This window comes from Paenibacillus oryzisoli (assembly GCF_050467285.1).
GTDB classification, from domain to species: Bacteria; Bacillota; Bacilli; order Paenibacillales; family NBRC-103111; genus Paenibacillus_E; species Paenibacillus_E oryzisoli_A.
In genome coordinates this window covers 134810-150641 of sequence record NZ_JBCMUN010000016.1, presented here as the reverse complement: position 1 = coordinate 150641, position 15832 = coordinate 134810, and the positions used below count along the sequence as shown (strand labels likewise).

Genomic DNA, 15832 nt, shown 5'->3' with positions numbered 1-15832 from the left:
GTCCGGAAGCGGAGGCGTAACATGGAAATCAGCGCAAATGATCAGCAAATGCTTCAAGATGACTTGGTTCGGGCAGAGCAGGACCTCAGGCGCCGTGCTTTGTGGGGAGCTATGGAGGATGAACCGACGGCGTCTAGGCTAATCGAAATAGCTATCGAGCACACGCGTCTTATGGAGGCAATCCATGCGCTCCGATCAATTGGACTGGAACGGAATCCAAGCAACATCCAACTGAAATTAAGCGTGGATACGCTGCAAGCCCGAATATCTCAGCTCGCAAAAGAACGTGAAAATCTCACCGAGTCATTCTATGAATACTGTGTTTAAAGCGAGGAGGATGTCCACAGATGGAAAGAACAACAGGATCCGCAGTAAGCAGCTCAACACGTTTGACGATCGACGTGGAAGAGGCGAAAGCAGAGCCTTTCGAGGAACGGATCAATGCTGTTGACGCAATCGTTATGGTGGAGTGCGAGATTTGTGGGCAACTCGCAGAAGAGGGAACGGTGAGTCGATGGAACGATCGGCAGGTCTGCAGGAATTGCGTGTCGGAGTTGGCGCTTGATTCCAGCACAGGGATTTCCTGCGACCGTGATATGGCGGTGAATCGGAACGATTAGCAACTTAAGGAGCTGGCTGGATGAAGATTGTAAGGATGTCACTCATTAGCTGTGACGGGAGAATTATTAACGAATATAGTGTGCCGTATCCGCGTCGAAAAGACGCACTAGACCATGCGATGGATCGAGCGGATCAGGAAGGGCATGCAGGCGTGCTATGGGCTACTTGTAACGATGGGGTAATCCAGTATTTCGCTTTTGATTCATACGATCTCAACATGATTGTAAAGTTCAGCCAAATCGCTGCTGACATCATTAATAATATGAATTTCAAACAAAATCCCGGGGTTCAAACAAAACCCCGGAGTGGCGCTAGAAGGTGATCTAGGACGATGAGTGATGCAGAGTTAATTATAGCCGTCGGTAAAAGTCGGACAGAGACTATTTGGAGAAATGATTATCTCACATGGAACGAATTCGTCATGCGATTGAAGCGTGTGCGCCGTACGGAAGAGACTATGGAGCAATATGCTGCCATGACTGATGCACAGAAGGGCAAAATTAAAGATGGCCCTGCATTTGTGGGCGGGGCGGTTCGCGGGGGCCGCAGGAAGCGAGATAGCATTGATTCTCGGTGCCTGTTTACTTTGGACGTAGATCACGCAGATGAGGGGTTTATCTCAATTGCACAAATAATCATTCTTGGCGGTGTAGCCCACGTCATTTACTCTACCCATAGCCATCGACCGAACAAGCCTAAATACCGTCTGATCGTATTGGCTTCCCGAGAGATGACTCCTGATGAGTATGCTGCTGCTGCCAGAATGCTAGCTTTCATAATCGGCATGGATTACTTTGACCGTACAACTTTTGATGTAAACCGGCTCATGTACATGCCGAGTTGCTCTAAAAATGCCGACCCGCTATTTGTAGACGGATCACAAGCCGCACCAATAGATGTGGATTGGTTACTATCGCAATACGAAGATTGGCAAGATATGGGCCAGTGGAAGAAGCACCCAAATGAAGCGGTAGATGTCGCCAAGGCTCGAGGAAAGCTCAAAGATGCCCGTGAAAAGAATGACCTTATAGGGCAGTTCTGTCGTTCCTACAGCATTGAAGAAGCTATTGCAAAGTTTATTCCGGATGTCTACCTGCCTGTCCCAGGGTATGATGACCGCTGGACATATTCGGGCGGCAGTTCTGCGGGCGGCATGCTCACTTACTCGGACGGCCATATGTATTCAATGCACCAGTCTGATCCGGCGAACACAGGGCATTGCCTTAATGCCTATGACCTGATTCGAATTCATAAGTTTGGTTCCTTGGATGAAGGAGTTAGCGATAAAACCAATTTCTCAAAATACCCTAGCCAAGTAGCTATGCGTGAACTGGCTGCCACGGATCCACTCGTACGAGAGTTGGCAATTGAGGAGACCTTTGGGGAATCGATGGGAAATGCTGAAATCGAAGACGATCTATCGGGCTCCGATGAAGGTGATATGGGATCAAAGTGGATGCTGCAGCTGGAAACGGATCACAGAAATCCAAACAAGATATTACCTACTGCAGAAAACGTAGAGATTATTTTGAAGAATGGCCCATTTCAGGGAGTGCTAGCCTATGACGAGTTCTTAAATACTGAGGTTATCCGGCGCCGGCTGCCCTGGAGGGAGCGGAAACGTGTAGGCGTGGATTACGAGCCTTGGCTGGGGGCCGATGATAGTCGCCTGCAGCATTATTTCGGCAAAGTGTACAAAATTAACTCAAAAGCAATCATTTCGAACGCTTTCAAAGAAGTCACGCATCAAAATGAATTTCACCCGGTGAAGGAGTACCTGATCTCCCAAAAGTGGGATGGCAATGAGAGATTGGAGAGCCTCTTCATTCAGTATCTTGGTACCGAGGACACTGAGTACGTGAGGGCTGTCACGCGGAAAATGTTCGTGGCTGCGGTGGCAAGGGTATTCAACCCTGGATGCAAATTCGACTATATGCTGGTTCTGGTGGGCCCCCAAGGCGCCGGTAAAAGCACGATATTGGCGAAAATGGGCCGCCAGTGGTTCAGTGATAGTCTGAAGTCCTTTGACACCAAAGAGGCCGGAGAGCATCTGCAGTCAGCATGGATCTTTGAATTCGGGGAGCTAGCGGGGATGAGCAAGACGGAGGTCGACGAGATCAAGCAGTTCATTACAAAGACCAGTGACAAGTATCGTGTGGCCTATGACCGCGTCATTACGGATTTCCCGCGAAAATGCATTTTCTTCGGCACGACGAACAATTACAACTTCTTGAAGGACGACACCGGGAATCGGCGCTTCTGGCCAATTGATGTCGATCCAAGCAAACGTACGAAAAATGTTTTCACCGATCTAACCGAATATGAGATCGGTCAGATATGGGCGGAGGCGCTCCATGTTCAGCAGCAGGGAGAGTCTTTAAAACTCTCGGATGCGCTAGAGAAAATGGCCGGTGCGGTCCAAGGAGACCACACGGAGGATGACCCTAGACTCGGTTTAATTGCAGAGTATTTGGAAAAGCCGCTGCCAGAGAATTGGCTCGGAATGGATGAGTACGAGCGCCGAGGTTACCTGGAGATGCCTACGGGACACGCGCAGCGAAAACTTGTCTGCGCTTCTGAAATATGGGTCGAATGCCTTGGGAAGAGACTTGGCGATATGCGGACTTGGGAGGCAAGGGAAATATACAGCCTTCTTCGCAAAATACCCGGATGGCGAGAACGAAAAACACGAGCTTACTTCCAAAAATACGGGAAACAAACGACTTTTGAACGCACCGTTTAGCCAAGCGTGAACACTGTCCGGTAAACTGTCGATGCTGTCGATGCTGTCCCTAGCAAAGACAATACGGACAATATGACGGACAGTAAATTTTGGGTTTCTGTCCGTCGAAAAAGTAAGACACGGCAAGGGTTACAGCTATTCAGGACAGTATGGACAGTAAATTTAATAATAATAGATTAAATTGTATTTAGCATATGGAGCATATGCAGACTTATATGCTAATGATGCTAAATGATGCTAATTCATTATTATATATACGCGACACGTTTTTTACTGCCATCTGTCCTGCGCCCTATGGAAGGAGGGCATTTGAGTAAATGGATTTTATAAGACAAGCCCGTATCGAGCTTCTTGCCTATAACGCCTTGAGGACCACTGGAGAAGAGCTTCAAGCCGAAATGCGAGACTTGGATGCAGATATACGGGGAAAGGCAGCTAGCCTAACCGGGATGCCGCAGGCGCGCGGCGGGTTGCCGAAGTCCATAGTGGAAAAGCAGGCGATCTATCGAGAGTCGAAGCTGAATCTTCTCAGCAGACGTTTGAAGCGAGTCAATCGCAGAATAGCCGCCATTGATTACGCCATAGGGCGGCTGGAGCCGATCGAGCGGGATGTGATTACCCGGTCCTTCCACAGCATGGACTATGAGAGCGATGGGGAAATTGCCGAGTCGTTGTCACTCACTGTGGATGTTCTGAACGACATCAAATACAGGGCGCTTCGCTTTATAGGTATTATACTTGAGACAAGCCGGCATAAGTACAGATATGAGATGGCGAGCAAAGCGGCAGGGCATTTCCTGAGATTTCGGAGCCCTTAAAAAGAGAAACGATTAATTGGTCACAGTATGGTGATGGGCGAGCGATTGCCCGCTTGGAGGTGATAAGAGATGGCTTTAACCCCGAAACAGAAACGTTTTGCCGACTATTACGTTGAGACAGGCAACGCAACGCAGGCCGCTGAGCGTGCCGGATACAGCGCGAAAACAGCCAGAGTGATAGGCCCTGAAAACCTGTTAAAACCTGTTATTCGCGAATACATCAATACCCTGATCGCCGAAAAGGATGCGCTGCGGATTGCAAAACAGGACGAGGTACTGGAGTTCCTGACCGCCGTTCTCCGCGGCCAAGTACAGGAGCAGATCCCGCTGGGCATGGGGATGGGAGAACAGAGCCTGGTCAAGAAGGAGCTGGACGGCAAAGATCGCTTGAAGGCCGCCGAGCTCCTTGGTAAACGCTATGGCATGTTCAAGGACAATATCGAACACACAGGTGAGATAACAATCAAAGTTGGATTGCCAGTAGAGATGATTGCTGCAGGTGATAGTTAATGTCGATCTTACGGAGTTGCACGGGAGTTGATGCTATGCCGGCGAGAGAGCCTCCAAGTGTATCGAACATATCAAAAATCAGTAGTTTTCACTGTTAAGAAAGTGAGGTGCGGTAATGGCAAAATTCCATGATTGGCTAACACCCGAGGGACTTGTGCAGATTGAGGGCTGGGCTAGAGACGGTCTTACTGACGAGCAGCTCGCCCATAACATGGGGATTAGGGCCGGTACCCTGTACGAGTGGAAAAAGCGGTTCCCTGACATCTCTGACGCCTTAAAAAAGGGCAAAGAGGTTGTTGACCGACAGGTTGAGAACGCATTGCTTAAACGGGCATTAGGGTACACATATGACGAGGTGACGAAAGAGCGGACTAATACGCTGGACGAGAACGGGAATGTCGTTGCGGCGCTTGTGGAGACGAAGGTCGTCACCAAAGAAGTGCAGCCGGATACAACAGCTCAGATATTCTGGCTGAAGAACAGGAAGCCGGCTGAATGGCGAGATAAGCAGGTCGTGGAGCACGAGGGAGAGATCGGCGTCAAAAAGCTTGAGGATCTGCTGTAATTAAAAATATAATGCGGATGAGTTCCGCAAGGAGGCATGAAGTATGAGTTTAGAACCGTTTGTTGAGTTTTCTCGCAATATGACATTGAGCCAAGTGATCGAGGCCGCAGCCACGAACTTTCAAAACACCGAGTGGCTGCTGCAAGGTGGGCTGGACGAGCTGAACATCCGCCGGGTGAACGCCGAGAAGATTTACACCGGTACCCTCGATACTGGTAAGGTAACGATTTATGGAAAAGACGGCAGTTATTTTTACAGCATTGATAAGAACGGGATTACGGCCAACAACGGCAGCGAAGACACATTGAAGTTCGATCTGGCGACTGGGTTGCTGACCATTGTGTCGGCGCTTATTCAGTCGGCTATGGGATTTCCGCGGGTGGAGCTTGATCCGACGAATAACAATTTCCGAATCGAGCAGGATGCGACAACGAACATCACGTTTAATCCGAATTACTTAGGGACAACGCCGGTGATTAATTTTCACGATGGAGCATTCGATGGGTACATCGGTTATTTCAATGCTCTTAATAAGCTGGCGTTAACTACTCCAGACGATGGCGGCGTCGAGGTGGAAATATCAAATGGCGGGCTATCAGGAGACGTGAGCCTGCGACCAGCAGACAATTTGAATGTTCCACGATGGTCGAACGTATGGAATGAGCCAGATGGGGTGTCGCTCCAGACTGAATTAGATCAAAAGGCTAATGGTAGTGGAATAAACGGGACGGTTTACGTTGCTAGTACTAGCGGAGGCCCTGCGACAACACCGATCACTTTTGTCGATGGCGTGAGAGTATCTTAACAGATTATGGTAATCGATGTATACTCAGTGTAGATCAACTACACTGAGAGGGATGTGATTTACATGAGAAAGTATATAATTGGGGCGATATTTGGGTTCCTTGTTGCTACGGCAGTTGGAGCGCGCGCCGAGGGGGTAAAATCATTGATCGGTGAAGTTATTGACGGAGCGTTTAATGTAAAAGTGGACGGTAAAGAACTAGCTGACCAAGCTGTCGTGATTCAAGGTACCAGCTATTTACCGGTGAGAGCGATCGGTGAGGCTACGGGCTACGATGTGGCGTTTGATCCGAATGCAGGAATTGAATTGACGAAGAAGGCCGACGAAGTAGCTGAGCAACCGGCAGAGCAAAATCCAAACATAGTCAGAGCGCAGCGGATAGAAGAACTCCGCGCCAAGTCGGAAGAAATAAAAAAAGAAATTACTGGTCTTTATCAAACAGTGAGAAAATATATGTCTCTTGAAATGACTGACCCGCAGTCCATTGATCAAAATGACTATCAAGCGGCAAAAAAAGCGTGGGAAGCTAAGAAAGAAGAGTTAGCGGCAGTTAATAAGGAGATCGCTGAATTGACTGGACGACCGGTGCAAGATTAATTTCGCGATTGGTTCGGAGGTATTGAACAGAGAATCATCCAGTGGATACCTCTTTCTTTGCCCTGCTGTTCAATTCATCCCTTTGTCATATGTTGAACAGGATATGAAGGGGTTTCCTACTTCGGACAAGCAAAAACCCTAAGGAGTCAAATCGCAGACTACGAGCAGCAGCTCGCCGCGTTACAGGCCCAACAGTAATTAAAAAGATCTACAGAAAGAGGATGGTTGCATGAGCCTGGTATCAGTGGTTGCTAGGGAGAACTTCGTTACCGTGATGAGTGATGGTAGAGTTCAGGACAAAGTTGGAACTATTCAGGAAGATTATCAGAAATTCGTTCAGCTATCTCCAAATTTGTTTTTAGCATTTACTGGGCATGCGGAGCCAGCCGAAGCTCTACTCAAAGCGTTTGAGATACAAGGGTTTAAAAATATGCTTCCTGAAATGGCATTTGAACAATTCAATTTTCTGATAACAGGTTTAATTAAAGCATTCATTAGTAAATCTCCCTACAAGCTATTGATGGCCTATGGAGGAGTAAATGAAAAAAACGAGGTTGTCGTCTACTATATTAATTCATTGGATCTAAGTTGTGACCATTATTCTCCAAAGGGAAATGACATTAATGTTATTTGTCTAGGCAATGGTCATGCAACGTCACCCTTGTTGGGAACGTATCTGAATAGAACGGGAAGCGATACTCCTCAACAGATTTTATCTGCTCAAAGGATGTTGAATGATCACGTTGCTGAGCTGGATGAGAGTGTGAATAAGCATACTTTTCAACTAATCATCGAGAAGTTAGAAAAATAGGGAGCGGAACTACACTTCAAAAAAATTCAGCCTTAATATAATACTATACAAACATTCCAGTTAATGGTATTATTTGTATAAATCGTGAAGCACACGTCAAAAGAGCCTCGTTGGGAAAGCATCCCGCGGGGCTCTTTTTGTGTTCTATTTGCTTCTTTTACCCCTGTTCGCATATAATGGGAACAAATGTTTGTGTTTTGAGGAGGTGCTTATGCTACGCGACATTGATCGCAAGATGCTGGCAATTCTGCGGAATTACATGGCAATCCACAAAACGGCTCCAGGCTTTAAGCTGTTGGCAGCAAAGACCGGCAAGATGGAGAACGAGATCAAGCACGTCCTTAACCGGTTGCGCGAGGCAGGCTACATCGAGTGGGACGGCAAGTACACACTTACGATTGCAGTTCTCCAAGCATGGGGGCCGCGGGCGCCTGCACCAGCTCTGCCTAATATGCTTGATTGATGGGTTTCCGCGAGTAATCAATTAGCAACTGCTACTGCCCCACCACGTGGAAGAATAAGCGGGGATGATGTCCTGAGTGGAGGTTCCAAGTGGGAAAAATAAGACCGAGTGAAGATGCCTGCAAGAAGTTCGTCACCGAAGTTCTTCCCCTTATACTGCAAGATCTTAAACGCAAAGGGAAGATTCGGATAATCAAAACAGATGACGGGAGTGAGAAAATTGAGTTTGTTAATAAATGATCAATCTATGCCATAGTGCATAGCAGTTTTAGATCAAAACCCAGGATTGCGTTCTGACCGATTCCTCCAAAGGAGCAGCTACAAAGCCGGCACCGGGAGTCTTATCAGAGCGATCTCTTCCGCAAAAGCTGCGACATGCAGTTCCGTCGCCCACGGCTCAATATTTCAATTCCACCGAAGCCTCTTCGTGCTGATGCCGCCGCACATGTGGATATGGCGGCATCGCGTGCACCGTGCGCGGCCTGTTCAGCAGAAAGAACTCAGTCAGCGTTGTCGCCTGCCGCCGTGTGAAGCAGCAGCTCAGGATCGTCGATCCCTGGGTCTACCGATACGACGAGGCGATGATGCTTCTCGAGAGGGAGCGTGCCTGAGGGCTTGTCATTACTACTTGATGGACGAACCAGCGGTCGCGTTCCTGCTGGGCCTCGATCAGCTCGATTTCTTCGGCTGTCTCGCAGTAGGCAGGACGCTGGATGTGGCGCTGGTCGCGTTGAATGACGAGAACCCTGCGTGCTCACAGTCGCCGCCGCGGGCCAGTTCTGATGCCGCGCGAACAGTCTTCGAGTGAGAGTCGCTGTAGTCAGGAATCAGGCTGTGTAGATCCGTTCTCGTTCGCGGTAGCGGTAGCGGTAGCGGAAGGTCGGTCAGGAACAGCGGCGTTACGAAGTCGCACTCGGCCGTCTGACCGGCGACGTACTGCTCATCGCATTCAGGCGGCCGAGTGCGAAACACAGCCCGGCCGCCCTGAGGATGAGTCCGAGGCCCCGGCGACGGAGCCTACGAGCGACGGCAGGAGAAAGCTGACGACTATCACGTCCTCGAGGTGTACCCTGCATCCAGAACAGCGCGCGGTGCAGGTGTAATACGAAGAACAGCCCTGAGCAGGACGGAGGTTGTCTGGACGAGCAGGAAGCCCCAGGCGGTCCACGCCTTCGTGTCGTCGCCGTGGTTTTCCACCAACGTCCCGTCGAGGTTGCTCAAGGTCCCATTCTCGGGCTCCGTCATCGGGCGGCCCCGATCACGACGACCACAGTGCGCATTCCCGCACCCTCTCCGCTGACAAGGAAGTGCCGCCCAACGGTCGCCTGTGGCGATCAGGTGCGCGAGGCCTTTGTACGAACGGTGCAGCCAGCATGACTTTCTTGATCCATACGTCACAGAAGCATACCTCGTGTGCTTCCTGACCGATCTTGCTGCGGTCGTACCCGGGCAAGCCGCCGTGGTGGTCCATTCCAGAAAGCCGAGTAAGAGCAGGACAACCGGTTCGTCCTGGAAGAACTTGTTGTGTAGCTCGCGCCCGCGATCGCATCGGACAGGCGGCTAAGCCCCCGGCCAACTGTCTAGCGGCCGACTTCGAAGGCCGTACAGGTGAGCGGGGATGAGTCCACGTAGAGCAGCTGCCGGACTGGGGTATAGCAGTCGAGGAGCGTGTCGATAACCTGACGGTAGGCGGGGGAACCTGGGGATCCACTGCATCATCTCGTCGTGACCGCGCCTCTCCGTCCGGCTATCCCCGAAACATGCGGGGCGGCTGCTATCGTAAATGTCGCCGTTTGCGCTCCCAAGTGGCCGGCGGGTGTCAGCGCGGCCTATTGTGGGGCGCCGTCGTACCACAGCACGAGTGCGGACGGATATTCGATACATAACGGGTTCTCGACAGCAGCTCGTGCCCTGCAGCCTCAGACTAGATGGATGCCCTCCGGTCGTTCCCTGCCTCCCCGTCGCGGCTGAGGTTCGTGGTCAAGGTCTGGCGGCTGAACAGGTCTAGTATGCCCGCTGAGTTGACCAGAGCGAGCAGCACGATGCCCTTCGAGCCAGTGAGCGTACAGCTCGCCGTGACGTGCGTCGTACGGCACGCTATCTTCATGTTCACATTGACGGGTACAGCTTTTGCGCTTCCGAAATTCGGAACCGCAAATTCCTGAACTTAAATCATTTTGATGTAGGTTCGAAAAACGCTGCAATCCTCTACCTCTGGACGGAAAAGGGCGCTTGGATGCAAGCCAAGTCGCTAAACACGGACGTGGCGTGGTCAGCTTACGAAATGCTCGTTGACGACTATTACAACATCAAGCAATCAGCTCCATCCACGACAATGGAGTTCATCGCCTTGGCTAACCGAGCTGTAGAGTTGGAGTGCAGGCAGGCCGAGCAGGATAAGGAGTTGGAGTTGAATATGACCCGCGTTAAAATTTTAACTGAAGATAAGCTGCCGGACATCCTGACTCCACAACAAGTGGCTGATTACACCGGTATCTCAAGACAGCGTGTATACGATCTATGCCAGTACGGAGAGCTCAAGAGCTTTACGATCGGAGCGTCGCGGAAGATTAAGAAGTCGGAGATGATGGAGTGGTTGGACAGGCTTTCGGGAGAATAGCTTGCCATTGATTAGCTCCATCACCCCCGTGAATTTAACGGGATGCTAGGACGAAAGAGAAGTGCAAAAAGATGACTGTATCAATTGAAGCGGCGATCCGCGCCATCATTGCCGAAGAAGTAGCAGCCGTCGAACGCCGGATACGCGAAAACTTATCTGCGGGGACGGACCGGACGCTTGATGTTCCAGAAGCGGCTGCTCATCTCGGTGTGTCGGAAAAATTGATTTACCGCATGTGCCAAGAGCGCCGCATACCACACGAGCGATACGGCATGCCTGGATCGCGCCGACCGACGATCAAGCTAAGGCTAAATGATTTGGAGAAATGGCGAGCGGATCAGCGAGCATTGAATTATCGTGGCTGATCAATAGGTAGAAGCTGAAAGCGAGGTGAGTGAATGTGATCTCCTTAAATCCCACTCTCGATGTGAAAGATTGTGCAGAATATCTCAAAATTAGCCCTGTTACGGTTAAAAGTCGTTTGCGCGAGGGCAAGCTCAAAGGTTATAAGCAAGGCATTTACTGGCGCATTAAGCGCGAATGGCTGCTCGAATACGAGCAGGAGCTGATTAATACAAATCTGCCCATAACCCAATAGTGTCCTGCCATGAATGCTTCGGTGACATGGGGTTACTTCAAATCAGGGCATGCCTCAGCAACGCCCTCACTTTTGGGATCAGTAGATACAAAGATAGTACCGGCAGAAGACTGTCCTGATTTATGGGCCTTGGGTGGTAACGCATTCCAAGACGGTTAGAATGGTGATAGAAAGTCGTCAATGTATTAAGCGAGGTGACAAGTTGTGATCAAAATCGAAGTCGATCAAGCGGAGATAACAGCCTTAGTTAAGGAGCATGTCAAAAAGCTTGTCACGGAGGCGGATACGGAGCTCGTGTTTTGGGATACAAAAGAACTGCGGCGCCGAACCTGCTTGAGCTGGAGTACCATCCAAGAACATTTCTTTTTCGATTCAAGGTTCCCGAAACACAAAGTCGGTAGCAAGTGGCTATTCCCAGCTCGCGCAACAAGAGAGTTCCTCGAACTGTGGTTATTGGAGCAGCCGCGGAATTGATAGGCGGTTTCAAAGCATCCCCGGCGCCTACCGGGATGAGCCCCGCACCAGGGAATCTACATAAGCGATTAGATCCTCGCGGCGTACTCTTCTGCGACTCCCGATTGTGAAGCTCGGCAGGCTTCCTTTGCTAATCAACCGATCAACAGTAGGTTTGCTGATTCGAAGGAATTTAGCTGTTTCGTTTACGGTTAAGTTTTGTGGAAGCTCTTCTGCCGGATTAGGAGTGGCGAGCTCGGAGATGAGTTCTTGCAAGCGCTCCATGACACGGCGTTCGACTTTGGCGGCGACGATCTCTGCAAGCTCCTCGATGAAGCTATCGGCAGCTGAAGGCATGGGGTAGCACCCTTTCTGAAATGAATTATTGGACTGTAAGGAGCGAGAGTATTCACTATGAGTCCGTATTACACTGCAAACGAAGTCAAAGATATACTCGGTGTATCAACCAGCCAGGCCTATGAACGAGTGAGGCAGCTGAATATAGAACTGCAAAGTAATGGACTTTGGACCGAGCCGGGTAGAGTGCCGAAAGCGTATTTCCACGAGAGACTACAGGAGAAATTTATTAAAATCGAGGTGCGATCTGTGTCCATCGTTTTTTACAATGCCAGAGATATACAGTATATGCTTGGTCTAAATTCCGTTAAAACCGCCTATTTGCGCATTGTAAAGTTGAATAAAGAACTTGAGAAAATGGGGTATTGGACAGAGCCGGGAAGAGTGCCGAAAAAGATATTTCATGAGAAGTACCCTTATATTGAACCGATGGACCAAGAGGAAAAACATTAATTTAACGGATCATCATTTTGATGGGGCGTCGCTGCACTTTCGAAATTCGGATCGGTCAAATTTCAAATATGCACGCAACAAATCATATTGATTTATCGCAAAATTTTAACCGCCTTGACCTCTGGACCAAAAGGAAGCATGGATGCACAAATGCTTATTGTGAATTTCAACAGAAGCAAGGAACGTTACTTCGAGGGGCCAAGCCCTAAGCGAGTTCAAGACGACGACATTACAAAATGATATGTCGTTCTCCAAAGTGACGAAAAGCGCGAGTTCCTAGACCGTCATGAAATTCACGATGGTTCGAAATAGTGATCAAAGGAATGGTGAAGAACACATATGTATAAAATTCATATTTTGTGAATAAGTATGTACACACCTCGCCATATCTGGGTTTTTAGAATTCAATGTTGCTATAATACTCCAGACAAAGCCATTATAGGCGATTATTCACGATTTATTCACGATTTATTCACCGTTTATGCATAGAGAATAAGGGCAGACTACCTTGCAATGTGCAGATAACCCCGCCGGCAAAATGTGTTCCCAATGCCTGCTTTTGATGGTAGAATGTAACAATCTCAATGTTTGAAAGGGTCGATAGATAGAAAATGGAGATTTATTTGCCGAAAGAGTTAAATGCACAAACATCAGTCGAGTTCTACAGGGAAACGATGGATCAGATAAGGTTGCGCCAACCAGATGAAGTAATTTTCAATTTTGGCAAATTGGAATTTATAAGACCAGCCGGTATGGTGACACTAACAAATATGATCGGATTAATTGAGTACGAATATCCTGGGCTTACAGTAGCATGTTCGTATCCAGACGCGTATGATATTAATCCACTAGACAGAGCATTTGCAGCCATTGATTTTCTTGACGATTGCTTATTCTTTGAAAAAACAATGGGGAGCAAGATCCATGATGCATCCGGCGAGAGAGGGACTACAAACGGCTTAGAAAAATTAAATGCTAATTCCTTTAATCAGCAGTACATTGACAGGACAATAAGCTGGCTGAAGATGAATGTGGGCTTAAAAAACAAATCTTTTTCATTTTTAGGGACCGCTTTAAGTGAAATTTTTAATAATATTATCGATCATTCTGGATCTCCGATTGGTGGATGTGCGTTTGCTCAGCACTACCCAAGAAGTAAAGAAATTAATTTATGTATAGCTGACACAGGAATGGGAATAGCTAGTAGAATGAGGACCAAATTCAGCGAAGATGATCAGGGAGTACCGTTGGTGTCTGATTCTGAATACATAAATTATGCGACATACAACAAGGTATCAACTAAATCAAACCCTAGGAATAGGGGAATGGGCTTGAACACCTTGTTGCACATAATCGATAATAACAAGGGCTCTCTGATGATACTATCCAATGAAGGGTCTTTAAGATATAATAATGGAAAGCGGAAATTAGTTGACTTAAACGGGTATTATAAAGGTACACTGATCTGGCTTTCCTTTAGAACTGATACATTAGAAGAGGAAGAAGAGGAGGAATTAGAATGGTGATATTGATTAGTGGCCTCGTTGCAGGGTGTAATACTAATCAAGAAGGCGATGTGATTTATAAACTAATCGCTCCTGAGATTATTAACGGTCATACGGTCACTTTGTCCTTTAAAGGAATAACTTCTGTTTCAACTTCATTCTTAAATACAGCGGTTGTCCCATTATTAGATATTGTTAGCATGGACCATATCAAGAAACACCTAAGAGTAGTTGAGTCCACTAAGTTCATTAACTCGATGATCGTCAAAAGACTTAATGACGAGTTGTCTCTAGTTCGAAATTAACAAACTTAGTGTCTGCTATCTTGGCTACCTCCTGTAAATCACGTACAGGGTTTCCAAGAGTGTAGCCTCACCTCCATACAAAGAAGAAGCACCCGAGAGGGTGCTTTTTTCTTTGTATAGGTGGTTTCGGGAGTAGAGCCCCTCTAGGTTCAGTCCGCGCGGACCGAAGCAATAGCGGAGGGAGCACGGGATTGAAATGTACCGCTAGGGTCGCCATCGATGAGTGGGCTTCGGCAGCAAGGTAGATGGACATTTCAATACTCCCCTCACCTCCCGATTTCGTTCAAGTAACCAGCAGAATACTTTAAATATCTTTTAGATGAATGCGAACGTAAGTTCTGATATAATGTAGCCATAGTAACTTGAAAACGAAAGGAATCAGCTATGAATGCGATAGAAGTTATAGTCCAGAATTTGAGCGAGGTTCGGCGCAGAAGCTTGATTATTTGGGGAAGTATTCCGGATGATTTTTTGGACTGGAGACCAGATTTAGAAGCTATGAGCATAAAAGAGATGATCCGCCATGTCCTGGATAGTGAACACTATTACCACCTTGCCTTGTTGAATAAAGGAAGTCTAACCGCCTATGAATCCCCTTATGAGGCGCATCCTTTTGTAACGCTCCAAGAAGAGCTCGACTTTTCAGAAACTTATCGAAACGCATTTATGAATACAGTAAAGTCCTATACACAAGAGGATTTAACAAGAATCCAGATTGATAGAAAAGACGTAGGTTATATTCGGTCATTAAGTGATATGCTTATGAGGATTGCCTACCATGAAGCAGTACATTCAGGTCAACTGTTGGATTATTTACGGTCAGCCGGTTTAAAGAGGCCAAAGGTTTGGGACTGAAGTTAAAGAGAGGTAATAAAAGGGGGCCCCTCTTTCAGACCGTGTCTAAAGAGGAGCCCTATTTAGGTGAATATTAAGTTTGTGAATGCTCGGTACCGGGTGGAACGAATAGCGGTGGTATTTTAATCCAGCCGCGAGTTAGCATTAATTGTTTTAATTTAGCTCCCAGCATGACTTTTTCAGCCTGAAATTGAAGAAACATTATACCGACATCTGTGCGTATGGATTCTGCATGTGTACTCGCTGCACGTATGATCAAACTTGCTATTTTTAAAGATAACTCGTTGGCAAGTACTTCATCCTTCAATTTCACACCAAACGGAATACTGTTAGGATCCGAGTGGGGCATATCTTCATGAGCAGGAGGTAAAGTAATTCCTTCTTTCAGCAAGAATGTATAGAGCCGTTCCCGTTGATTTTTGTTGAGTTCTAGATCTTCTTTAAGCATGTTTTGTAGTTCCGAATCATTTGTGGTATTTATACCAGATTGAACAGTTACTTTGGCTAATTCAAGTCCCGCCAAGTAAAACCAACAGGCCATGACCTCCCCCACATGAAGGGGTTGAGGTTTTTTTTCATTCGTTAGTGATTTAATCGTATCGATTGCTGCTTCCAATACATTAGTCATTCATTCAACTCCTGATATGTTAATAATATTCTAAATTATTATTTGCAGTGAAGGACCTTTTATTCAAATGGTGCACATATCATTCACAACGGAAACGTTAGTTGAAAGATGTAATCGAAATGAAAT

At 47.7% G+C, this 15832-nt stretch carries 23 protein-coding genes; 19 read left to right on the top strand and 4 right to left on the bottom strand.

Annotation, left to right across the window (positions count from 1 at the left end):
• The first annotated feature begins 21 nt into the window (after positions 1 to 21).
• From ABE504_RS25220 to ABE504_RS25170, 11 genes are all read left to right on the top strand, one after another.
• On the top strand, positions 22 to 327 hold the full coding sequence (locus ABE504_RS25220) for a hypothetical protein (protein WP_430094162.1): 306 nt from the start codon (positions 22 to 24) through the stop codon (positions 325 to 327).
• A 20-nt stretch (positions 328 to 347) separates the two neighbouring features.
• Positions 348 to 620: a hypothetical protein gene (locus ABE504_RS25215; RefSeq protein WP_430094159.1), complete on the top strand. Its 273-nt coding sequence runs from the start codon at positions 348 to 350 to the stop codon at positions 618 to 620.
• A 20-nt stretch (positions 621 to 640) separates the two neighbouring features.
• Positions 641 to 943 carry a hypothetical protein gene (locus tag ABE504_RS25210; protein ID WP_430094157.1) on the top strand — a complete coding sequence of 101 codons (303 nt, stop codon included), beginning with the start codon at positions 641 to 643 and terminating at the stop codon, positions 941 to 943.
• 9 nt (positions 944 to 952) lie between these two features.
• Positions 953 to 3364, top strand: coding sequence for a VapE domain-containing protein (locus tag ABE504_RS25205; RefSeq protein ID WP_430094156.1), 2412 nt, complete (start codon positions 953 to 955; stop codon positions 3362 to 3364).
• Positions 3365 to 3681: 317 nt separating this feature from the next.
• The gene (locus tag ABE504_RS25200) at positions 3682 to 4182 is read left to right on the top strand and encodes a hypothetical protein (protein ID WP_430094154.1); all 501 of its coding nucleotides are present in this window, start codon (positions 3682 to 3684) and stop codon (positions 4180 to 4182) included.
• A gap of 69 nt (positions 4183 to 4251) precedes the next feature.
• Positions 4252 to 4692: a terminase small subunit gene (locus tag ABE504_RS25195; protein WP_430094153.1), complete on the top strand. Its 441-nt coding sequence runs from the start codon at positions 4252 to 4254 to the stop codon at positions 4690 to 4692.
• A 115-nt stretch (positions 4693 to 4807) separates the two neighbouring features.
• Positions 4808 to 5257 carry a helix-turn-helix domain-containing protein gene (locus ABE504_RS25190; protein WP_430094151.1) on the top strand — a complete coding sequence of 150 codons (450 nt, stop codon included), beginning with the start codon at positions 4808 to 4810 and terminating at the stop codon, positions 5255 to 5257.
• 43 nt (positions 5258 to 5300) lie between these two features.
• Positions 5301 to 6062, top strand: a complete 762-nt coding sequence (locus ABE504_RS25185; RefSeq protein ID WP_430094150.1) for a hypothetical protein — start codon at positions 5301 to 5303, stop codon at positions 6060 to 6062.
• Between the two features lie 63 nt (positions 6063 to 6125).
• Entirely contained in the window at positions 6126 to 6659 is a 534-nt protein-coding gene (locus ABE504_RS25180) for a stalk domain-containing protein (RefSeq protein WP_430094147.1), read from the top strand.
• Between the two features lie 229 nt (positions 6660 to 6888).
• The gene (locus ABE504_RS25175) at positions 6889 to 7470 is read left to right on the top strand and encodes a hypothetical protein (RefSeq protein ID WP_430094145.1); all 582 of its coding nucleotides are present in this window, start codon (positions 6889 to 6891) and stop codon (positions 7468 to 7470) included.
• Positions 7471 to 7681: 211 nt separating this feature from the next.
• Positions 7682 to 7933, top strand: a complete 252-nt coding sequence (locus tag ABE504_RS25170; protein WP_430094143.1) for a hypothetical protein — start codon at positions 7682 to 7684, stop codon at positions 7931 to 7933.
• A 1049-nt stretch (positions 7934 to 8982) separates the two neighbouring features.
• Here the strand turns inward: ABE504_RS25170 and ABE504_RS25165 are convergent.
• On the bottom strand, positions 8983 to 9330 hold the full coding sequence (locus ABE504_RS25165; protein WP_430094142.1) for a hypothetical protein: 348 nt from the start codon (positions 9328 to 9330) through the stop codon (positions 8983 to 8985).
• Positions 9331 to 9856: 526 nt separating this feature from the next.
• Positions 9857 to 10039 (bottom strand): hypothetical protein, encoded by a 183-nt coding sequence (locus tag ABE504_RS25160; RefSeq protein WP_430094140.1) that lies wholly within the window; start codon positions 10037 to 10039, stop codon positions 9857 to 9859.
• Between the two features lie 129 nt (positions 10040 to 10168).
• Between ABE504_RS25160 and ABE504_RS25155 the strand changes: the two genes are divergently transcribed.
• The 4 genes from ABE504_RS25155 to ABE504_RS25140 all read left to right on the top strand — a co-directional run bounded on the left by ABE504_RS25155 (position 10169) and on the right by ABE504_RS25140 (position 11624).
• Entirely contained in the window at positions 10169 to 10552 is a 384-nt protein-coding gene (locus ABE504_RS25155; RefSeq protein ID WP_430094138.1) for a helix-turn-helix domain-containing protein, read from the top strand.
• 71 nt (positions 10553 to 10623) lie between these two features.
• Complete coding sequence (locus tag ABE504_RS25150) at positions 10624 to 10917, top strand: helix-turn-helix domain-containing protein (protein ID WP_430094135.1); 294 nt, start codon at positions 10624 to 10626, stop codon at positions 10915 to 10917.
• A 35-nt stretch (positions 10918 to 10952) separates the two neighbouring features.
• The gene (locus ABE504_RS25145) at positions 10953 to 11150 is read left to right on the top strand and encodes a helix-turn-helix domain-containing protein (RefSeq protein ID WP_430094132.1); all 198 of its coding nucleotides are present in this window, start codon (positions 10953 to 10955) and stop codon (positions 11148 to 11150) included.
• Between the two features lie 204 nt (positions 11151 to 11354).
• Positions 11355 to 11624, top strand: a complete 270-nt coding sequence (locus tag ABE504_RS25140; RefSeq protein ID WP_430094131.1) for a group-specific protein — start codon at positions 11355 to 11357, stop codon at positions 11622 to 11624.
• 27 nt (positions 11625 to 11651) lie between these two features.
• Here ABE504_RS25140 and ABE504_RS25135 read toward each other — a convergent pair whose 3' ends face one another.
• Complete coding sequence (locus tag ABE504_RS25135) at positions 11652 to 11960, bottom strand: helix-turn-helix domain-containing protein (protein ID WP_430094129.1); 309 nt, start codon at positions 11958 to 11960, stop codon at positions 11652 to 11654.
• A gap of 57 nt (positions 11961 to 12017) precedes the next feature.
• Here ABE504_RS25135 and ABE504_RS25130 point away from each other — a divergent pair, with 57 nt between their 5' ends.
• The 4 genes from ABE504_RS25130 (at position 12018) to ABE504_RS25115 (ending at position 15078) form a co-directional block, all read left to right on the top strand.
• On the top strand, positions 12018 to 12413 hold the full coding sequence (locus ABE504_RS25130) for a hypothetical protein (protein ID WP_430094128.1): 396 nt from the start codon (positions 12018 to 12020) through the stop codon (positions 12411 to 12413).
• Between the two features lie 623 nt (positions 12414 to 13036).
• Positions 13037 to 13939: a hypothetical protein gene (locus tag ABE504_RS25125; protein WP_430094126.1), complete on the top strand. Its 903-nt coding sequence runs from the start codon at positions 13037 to 13039 to the stop codon at positions 13937 to 13939.
• Positions 13933 to 14223: an STAS-like domain-containing protein gene (locus ABE504_RS25120; protein ID WP_430094124.1), complete on the top strand. Its 291-nt coding sequence runs from the start codon at positions 13933 to 13935 to the stop codon at positions 14221 to 14223. Before ABE504_RS25125 ends, ABE504_RS25120 begins: the two co-directional genes overlap by 7 nt.
• Positions 14224 to 14607: 384 nt before the next feature.
• Positions 14608 to 15078 (top strand): DinB family protein, encoded by a 471-nt coding sequence (locus tag ABE504_RS25115; protein WP_430094121.1) that lies wholly within the window; start codon positions 14608 to 14610, stop codon positions 15076 to 15078.
• 73 nt (positions 15079 to 15151) lie between these two features.
• Here ABE504_RS25115 and ABE504_RS25110 read toward each other — a convergent pair whose 3' ends face one another.
• Entirely contained in the window at positions 15152 to 15706 is a 555-nt protein-coding gene (locus tag ABE504_RS25110) for a DUF3231 family protein (RefSeq protein WP_430094118.1), read from the bottom strand.
• Between the last annotated feature and the right edge of the window lie 126 nt (positions 15707 to 15832).

Excerpts from the sequence above, each read along its gene's own strand:
- ABE504_RS25220 (WP_430094162.1), top strand. The coding sequence starts at position 22 with ATGGAAATCAGCGCAAATGATCAGCAAATGCTTCAAGATGACTTGGTT.
- ABE504_RS25215 (WP_430094159.1), top strand. The coding sequence starts at position 348 with ATGGAAAGAACAACAGGATCCGCAGTAAGCAGCTCAACACGTTTGACG.
- ABE504_RS25210 (WP_430094157.1), top strand. The coding sequence starts at position 641 with ATGAAGATTGTAAGGATGTCACTCATTAGCTGTGACGGGAGAATTATT.
- ABE504_RS25205 (WP_430094156.1), top strand. The coding sequence starts at position 953 with ATGAGTGATGCAGAGTTAATTATAGCCGTCGGTAAAAGTCGGACAGAG.
- ABE504_RS25200 (WP_430094154.1), top strand. The coding sequence starts at position 3,682 with ATGGATTTTATAAGACAAGCCCGTATCGAGCTTCTTGCCTATAACGCC.
- ABE504_RS25195 (WP_430094153.1), top strand. The coding sequence starts at position 4,252 with ATGGCTTTAACCCCGAAACAGAAACGTTTTGCCGACTATTACGTTGAG.
- ABE504_RS25190 (WP_430094151.1), top strand. The coding sequence starts at position 4,808 with ATGGCAAAATTCCATGATTGGCTAACACCCGAGGGACTTGTGCAGATT.
- ABE504_RS25185 (WP_430094150.1), top strand. The coding sequence starts at position 5,301 with ATGAGTTTAGAACCGTTTGTTGAGTTTTCTCGCAATATGACATTGAGC.
- ABE504_RS25180 (WP_430094147.1), top strand. The coding sequence starts at position 6,126 with ATGAGAAAGTATATAATTGGGGCGATATTTGGGTTCCTTGTTGCTACG.
- ABE504_RS25175 (WP_430094145.1), top strand. The coding sequence starts at position 6,889 with ATGAGCCTGGTATCAGTGGTTGCTAGGGAGAACTTCGTTACCGTGATG.
- ABE504_RS25170 (WP_430094143.1), top strand. The coding sequence starts at position 7,682 with ATGCTACGCGACATTGATCGCAAGATGCTGGCAATTCTGCGGAATTAC.
- ABE504_RS25160 (WP_430094140.1), bottom strand. The coding sequence starts at position 10,039 with ATGAAGATAGCGTGCCGTACGACGCACGTCACGGCGAGCTGTACGCTC.
- ABE504_RS25155 (WP_430094138.1), top strand. The coding sequence starts at position 10,169 with ATGCAAGCCAAGTCGCTAAACACGGACGTGGCGTGGTCAGCTTACGAA.
- ABE504_RS25150 (WP_430094135.1), top strand. The coding sequence starts at position 10,624 with ATGACTGTATCAATTGAAGCGGCGATCCGCGCCATCATTGCCGAAGAA.
- ABE504_RS25135 (WP_430094129.1), bottom strand. The coding sequence starts at position 11,960 with ATGCCTTCAGCTGCCGATAGCTTCATCGAGGAGCTTGCAGAGATCGTC.
- ABE504_RS25130 (WP_430094128.1), top strand. The coding sequence starts at position 12,018 with ATGAGTCCGTATTACACTGCAAACGAAGTCAAAGATATACTCGGTGTA.
- ABE504_RS25120 (WP_430094124.1), top strand. The coding sequence starts at position 13,933 with ATGGTGATATTGATTAGTGGCCTCGTTGCAGGGTGTAATACTAATCAA.
- ABE504_RS25115 (WP_430094121.1), top strand. The coding sequence starts at position 14,608 with ATGAATGCGATAGAAGTTATAGTCCAGAATTTGAGCGAGGTTCGGCGC.
- ABE504_RS25110 (WP_430094118.1), bottom strand. The coding sequence starts at position 15,706 with ATGACTAATGTATTGGAAGCAGCAATCGATACGATTAAATCACTAACG.